Genomic DNA, 4,691 nt, shown 5'->3' on the forward strand with positions numbered 1-4,691 from the left:
CAATTATATTGAGATGTTTTACAATCGGAAGCGATTACATAGCCACCTTGGCCATGTGTCTCCTGATGAGTATGAAAAAAGGTACTTAATCGAGAATTAACGTGTCTACAAAGTCGGGGGAAGATCATTTTGTTCTTTTTTTAACGCTGTGATTTCTTTATCTATATTTATACTCGCATTTTTTAAAATTTCTTCTCTATTCCTGTCGAGGTAACTATTTACAAAGTCTTGACCATCATCAGTCTGTAAGACACTTTCAATAATTTCATCTTTATATTCAAGTCCATCTTTTTTCATAAAAGTCAATAAATCTTTTAACTTATCACGTCTATAAACACTTTTTATATGTGTTTTAATCTCGTCCGTATTTTTTAGTAATAAGTTGATATTTTGGCGATTCAAGCCTTTAACACGAGTTACTTTACTTAAAGCATCAGCTCCTCTTTTTATTAATAGATTTAATGGGATTGCATCTACTTTTACAGGAGTAAATCGCTCTTCTAGTTCATGATAGTTAATGACAACCAAATGAGATACTCCACTGACACTAACTTTCTTTATATTTTCATCATTCAAGGTCATACCTTCAAATTGAAGGGTATGGTAATCTTTTACATTTCCTTTAAATAAATTTTTTGGAACTAACTCAATTCCCTTTGCTTCAAATGAATAACCTTTTGAATAATTTTCAGTTGTATCAATTAAATCGAATTTTAATAAACCAAATACACCTTGGTCTTTTGAATAAGCATATCCAAAAGGTGTTAATGGCTTATAAGAACTATTGAAAATATTACTATGCAGATCAATTGAATCTTCATCATGGATGAATAACTCTGCAACCAAGCCGTGAGGAAGTTTAGAATTAAAATCTGGTTTGTCTAGCTCATAAACAGTTACATACTTACACTCTCCTTCTTCAAAACGACTTTCCCAACAATTAACTAAAAACAGTATTCCTTCATATTTAGCAGCCAATTTACTATAACCTTTAGGCACAAAAATTTGCTTTGAATTACAAAAATCTCTATTTTTATTAACCTCTTCAATAGTTCCATCTTCAAGCACTTCAAAGTGAGCATTGAGAAGACCTTGTTCAGGATCTGCTTTAGAGTTGCATGCACTTACAATTATCTTTCTATATTCACTTTTTATCATTACAGACTCACAAATTATTTTTAGGTTATAAAATCATTAAAATCATTAAAATCATTAAAATCATTAAAATCATTAAAATCATTAAAATCATTAAAATCATTAAAATCATAATACCTTTTAGGGTGTAGGTAAGTACATTTTTATATACGATATTGTAAAAAACTCCTCAATAGTTCTTGCCATGTGCGTAGCTTCAGTTCGAAAAGAAAGGCGGGACAGCCAAACCTTTTACGAAAATTCAGTAAAAAGGTTGAGGAGCCTCACCTTTCACCTTGTTTGTCTTTAGTAAATTTAGATTCAGGAATAAAAGGCAGAGGTGTTTTGATATTTAGAAGACAAACTCATTTCGCCCCCAGAGAGATAGAAGTTTAGAAAATTATGGCCAAGAATACTTAGCCACAACAATATGAGTAATTAGGAGACTTTTCTTGTTTGTATATAGATAAGCCATCTAATAAAGTTATGGGTTTACCGCCTTCTTGTTTATCCATTAAACTTATGAACGCAGATAGTAAAACCTCATCATCTTTAATTGAATTTATATAATTATGCAGTTTATTTGAATTTTTACTCGGCACGAAAAAGCCCCTAGATACATAAAATATACATAATAGTATCTAAGGGCTTTTTATTAAATTATAAGCGTTTGTTTTTTAAAGGAAAGTCACCTTTAGATCATCACATCATTCCGCCCATACCACCCATGTCAGGCATTGGAGCAGCAGGTGCTTCAACAGGTAACTCTGTGATCATACATTCAGTTGTGATCATTAGACCAGCTACAGATGCCGCAAACTGTAATGCACTACGTGTTACTTTAGTTGGGTCAAGGATACCCATTTCTATCATATCGCCGTATTCACCCGTTGTTGCGTTATAACCGTAGTTTGCAGTACCTTGTTGTACATTATTTGCAACAACAGAAGCTTCTTCACCACAGTTTGAAACGATTTGACGTAATGGAGATTCCATTGCACGAAGTGCTACACGGATACCAACATTTTGGTCATCGTTATCGCCTTTAAGCTCTTTTAATAGACCAGCAACACGAACTAATGCAACACCGCCACCGGCCACCACACCTTCTTCAACAGCGGCACGAGTTGCATGTAATGCATCATCAACACGATCTTTTTTCTCTTTCATTTCAACTTCAGTTGATGCACCAACTTTAATCACAGCAACGCCACCAGCTAATTTAGCTGAACGTTCTTGTAATTTTTCTTTATCGTAATCTGAAGAAGACGCTTCGATTTGTTGTTTTATTTGGCTAACTCGAGCTGAAATTGCAGCTTGCTCACCCGCACCATCAATAATAGTTGTTTCATCTTTATTGATCACAACTCGTTTAGCTTGACCTAGATCTTCAAGTTGTACTTTCTCAAGATCTAAACCAATCTCTTCAGAAATAACAGTGCCAGCAGTTAAGATTGCAATATCTTGTAGCATTGCTTTACGGCGGTCGCCGAAACCCGGTGCTTTAACAGCAGCCACTTTCACAATACCACGCATATTGTTCACAACTAATGTTGCAAGAGCTTCGCCTTCAACATCTTCAGCAATAATTAATAATGGTTTTGATGCTTTAGCAACGGCTTCTAATGTTGTTAATAATTCACGGATATTACCGATTTTTTTATCAACAATAAGAATGAATGGGTTATCTAATTCAACAGTGCCTGCTTCTTGGTTGGTCATGAAGTAAGGAGATAAGTAACCACGGTCAAACTGCATACCTTCAACAACGTCTAATTCATTTTCTAGACCTTGACCTTCTTCAACAGTGATAACACCTTCGTTACCTACTTTTTGCATTGCTGTTGCAATAATCTCACCAATTTCTAAATCAGAGTTTGCAGAAATTGTACCTACTTGAGTAATTGCTTTTGAATCTGAACAAGGTGTTGAAAGCTCCTTTAATTCAGCAACAGCTGCTTTAACTGTTTTATCAATACCACGTTTTAAATCCATTGGGTTCATACCAGCCGCAACTGCTTTTAAACCTTCTGTAATAATTGATTGTGCTAATACTGTTGCAGTCGTTGTCCCGTCACCTGCTGCATCATTAGTTTGCGATGCAACTTCTTTAACCATTTGCGCGCCCATGTTTTCAAACTTATCAGCAAGCTCGATCTCTTTAGCAACAGTCACACCATCTTTAGTAATGTGCGGCGCACCAAAACTTTTATCGATAACAACATTTCGGCCTTTAGGGCCTAACGTGACACGTACTGCATTTGCTAATACGTTAACACCTTCTAACATTTTAATTCGAGAATCATTACCAAATTTAACTTCTTTAGCAGACATTATAATTTCCTTTAATTTTGTTCTTTAATAGAGAATAAATAGTAATTGTTAACGATTATTCAACAATCGCTAAAATGTCATTTTCACTTAAGATCAAGACTTCTTCGCCTTCAATTTTTTCTGTTTTTAAACCGTAGCTTTCACTGAAAATAACAGTATCACCTACTTGTACATCTAATGGTCTTACTTCACCATTTTCTAAAATACGGCCTTTGCCAACGGCAATGACTTTACCACGAGTTGATTTTTCAGCTGCACTACCAGTTAAAACGATACCACCAGCAGATTTAGTTTCTTGCTCAGTGCGTTTTAAAATAACGCGATCATGTAGAGGACGAATAGACATTATGACTTCCTTTGATAGTTAACGAATTATGTTGTTTAAGTGATGGGGTCAAAAAGATACGATTCAAGGCATATTAATAAAAAATAATAAAAATAAGTTTTACTGTTAATTCACTTTTTTGAACTAGTAAAATAAAAAATCCCTTTCGATTCAGAAAGGGATTAGCATAAAAAAGCAATTACATCTTGTTTCTTAAAAAGAATTAAAGCGGCAATATGGCTTTATCACTTATTTTATTTTTTCTAGCGTACCGGAGTCGGTATGAGCAAAAGGCTTGCCATAAATATTAAGCGCTGTTGATTGAGAGTAACTTAGTGTGTCTTTTTTACTAAAATCTAAGACCATAGAAAAGTCAGTTGTTGTTGCATTTTCTGTCATAAACTGACTTTCAGCAATACCTTGTTTAGGCGTCGTAAAAGTTATTTTATCACTAGCACTCCCTTCTGAAACAACACATACGGCGCGGGGAATACAATACGAGTTATAAACTATTTGATTGCTTTTATCGTAAATAAAATAGCCTCGTTGATCATGGAACTTAACATCATCGCTTTTACGAAAAACTTCCTGTTTATAATAAAGCGCAACTAAATATTGATCACTGGCATTTTTTGCATCAGCAGCCACTTCAAAAGTCATTTTTTCATAGTAAGGTTCAACGGCAATACCACCTTTACCAACCTTAGTTCCTTCTTGACCCGGGGCAACATCGACACCGCCAGCATTAACACTTTTCCACTCTCCGACCAGTTTATACCAATTCCGTTAATTATGTGATCTAATAGTACTTCTTTGAAGGAGCTTATATGACCCACGATTTTACAGCCCTAATTAACGCGACATCTAATGCTAGACTCCGATTAAAACTAATTGCGGT

The 4,691-nt window shown here is 34.7% G+C and carries 5 protein-coding genes; 1 reads left to right on the top strand and 4 read right to left on the bottom strand.

Annotated elements, in window-relative coordinates; all coding sequences use genetic code 11:
* The first annotated feature begins 7 nt into the window (after positions 1–7).
* Positions 8–100, top strand: coding sequence for a hypothetical protein (locus E2R68_RS14285; RefSeq protein WP_508278657.1), 93 nt, complete (start codon positions 8–10; stop codon positions 98–100).
* A gap of 5 nt (positions 101–105) precedes the next feature.
* On the opposite strand, the gene E2R68_RS13705 is transcribed toward E2R68_RS14285, so the two are convergent.
* The 4 genes from E2R68_RS13705 to E2R68_RS13725 form a co-directional block, all read right to left on the bottom strand.
* Positions 106–1,158, bottom strand: a complete 1,053-nt coding sequence (locus E2R68_RS13705) for a hypothetical protein (protein ID WP_134278243.1) — start codon at positions 1,156–1,158, stop codon at positions 106–108.
* A gap of 678 nt (positions 1,159–1,836) precedes the next feature.
* On the bottom strand, positions 1,837–3,468 hold the full coding sequence (gene groL / locus E2R68_RS13715) for a chaperonin GroEL (protein ID WP_134278244.1): 1,632 nt from the start codon (positions 3,466–3,468) through the stop codon (positions 1,837–1,839).
* Positions 3,469–3,523: 55 nt separating this feature from the next.
* A complete protein-coding gene (locus E2R68_RS13720; protein WP_134278245.1) occupies positions 3,524–3,814 on the bottom strand; it encodes a co-chaperone GroES in 291 nt (96 codons plus the stop codon).
* 228 nt (positions 3,815–4,042) lie between these two features.
* On the bottom strand, positions 4,043–4,564 hold the full coding sequence (locus E2R68_RS13725) for a heme-binding beta-barrel domain-containing protein (protein ID WP_134278246.1): 522 nt from the start codon (positions 4,562–4,564) through the stop codon (positions 4,043–4,045).
* Between the last annotated feature and the right edge of the window lie 127 nt (positions 4,565–4,691).

This window comes from Psychromonas algarum (assembly GCF_004376845.1).
Classification (GTDB): Bacteria; Pseudomonadota; Gammaproteobacteria; order Enterobacterales; family Psychromonadaceae; genus Psychromonas.

Coding starts and splice junctions, on each gene's coding strand:
- E2R68_RS13705 (WP_134278243.1), bottom strand. CDS start 1,158: ATGATAAAAAGTGAATATAGAAAGATAATTGTAAGTGCATGCAACTCT.
- groL (WP_134278244.1), bottom strand. CDS start 3,468: ATGTCTGCTAAAGAAGTTAAATTTGGTAATGATTCTCGAATTAAAATG.
- E2R68_RS13720 (WP_134278245.1), bottom strand. CDS start 3,814: ATGTCTATTCGTCCTCTACATGATCGCGTTATTTTAAAACGCACTGAG.